This window comes from Allobosea sp. 05T422_2 (assembly GCF_056396265.1).
This window is the reverse complement of the sequence record NZ_JBFTLD010000498.1, coordinates 1-1641: the sequence shown is the minus strand read 5'-3', so window position 1 is coordinate 1641 and position 1641 is coordinate 1. Positions and strand designations below refer to the sequence as shown.

General features: G+C 64.3%; 1 protein-coding gene and 1 pseudogene. Both read right to left on the bottom strand.

Annotation, left to right across the window (positions count from 1 at the left end; translation table 11 throughout):
* Window positions 1-617 (bottom strand): annotated as a pseudogene (locus AC1DJT_RS36565) (hypothetical protein); the annotation flags it as partial.
* Window positions 610-1590, bottom strand: coding sequence for a threonine dehydratase (locus AC1DJT_RS36560; protein WP_476770646.1), 981 nt, complete (start codon window positions 1588-1590; stop codon window positions 610-612). The pseudogene AC1DJT_RS36565 and the gene AC1DJT_RS36560, both read right to left, overlap by 8 nt.
* Window positions 1591-1641 lie beyond the last annotated feature (51 nt).

The following is a 1641-nucleotide window of genomic DNA, read 5'->3' as shown; positions in this document are numbered from 1 at the left end:
GTCTGTTCTGGTGGCGTGAACACTTCGTAGCCGTCGCGGCGGATCCGCTCAGGCAGATATCCGAGCCTRTGCGCCAGAAGGCGGCCCGCGATTTCCAGCGTGGTCAGGTTGATCAGCTTCGGCCAGTCATTCCAGCGGGCGTCGTCATAGAGCCAGGGCGGAAATGGGCGCGGCGTCAGGCGTTTACCTGGTTCGGTCGCATCGGGATCGCACCATGTCGTGTCGATGCCCCAGATTACMGCCTTGGGCGTAGCCGTYTTGCGCGCGAACAACTCCGCCATCTGGACCTGCTCCCAMGGGGTGGCAGCGTTCATGSCGAGATTGGCCATGCGGACATCGAGGCCTTGCGACAGGACMGCAGGGTCGAGCAGCCGCATCGTCGATGTCCCGAAGATGGCAGAATCGAACGCGCCCGAGCGGACRAGCTGCGGGTACATGTAGCGCTGGTTGAGATCCATCAGCGGGCGCGCCGCCTGTCCGGTGGCAAGGCGCGAACCGAACGGATCCATCACCGCGATGAAGCCGAAGACAAGCAGGACCAGGGCGAGCRCCGCGCTGAGAAATGCCAGCGACCAGCACTTCCAACCCGCTGCGTCGGCAGCTTTCGAACTAGCCAATGCGAGGGGTTTCCCCGGCAAGAACCTTGCGGAAGACCGGCATGTCGATATTGCCGCCCCCAAGGACGACGCCAACCGAGGCGCCCTGGTTGAGTTCGARCTCGGCTGCTGCTGCCGCCAGCGGYGCAGCCCCGGCCCCTTCCGCGAGATTATGGGTGTCGAGATAATAGCTCCGGATCGCCTCGGCGATCGCATCTTCGCTGACGCGCACGATCCGCGCCGCGCCCTTCARGATGATCGTGAGCGCACCGGCATCGGGCACCCGGACCGCAATGCCGTCAGCAAAGCTCGGMGCATCCTCGACYGCGACSACCTGTTTCGCCTCGACCGAGCGGGCGTAGGAATCGGCGATCTCCGAGACGACGCCGATGATCTCGGTCTTGAGGCCGAGCGCATCGCGCGCGGCAATCAGGCCGCAGATGCCGGAGCCAAGTCCGATCCCGACATAGACGCGCGTCAGATTCGGCCGCGCAGTGAAAAGCTCGAGCGCATAGGTTGCGACMCCGCAGACGAGATCGCGATGGAAGGACGGCACCATCTCATAGCTGCGCTCGCGGGCGATTTGCTGAGCCGCGGCCCGGGCCTCGTCGAAATCCCGGCCGGTTTCGATCAGCTCGGCTCCGAGCGCCTTCATGGCGGCGTTCTTTTCCACAGCATTGCCGAGCGGCACGACGATCACCGAAGGCAGCCCGACTCCGCTTGCCGCCATCGCGATGCTCTGGCCGTGATTGCCGCGYGTCGCCGAGACGACGCCCTTCACATGCGGGCGCTCGCGCTTCARTCGGTCGAGATAGACGATGCCGCCGCGCAGCTTGAAAGCCCCGATCGGCGTGTGATTTTCGTGCTTCACCACGATTTCGAAGCCGTGACGCTGCTGCAGCAGCGGCCAGGCATATTGCGGCGTTCCCGGGAAGACAGTGTCCACAAGAGCCTTGGCGGCCTTGATCTCGGACAGGGTGGGCAAATCGGTCATGCGGATCCTCCGGAGCGCTTCTGCCACATCTCAAAGCCATCGAACAATGAC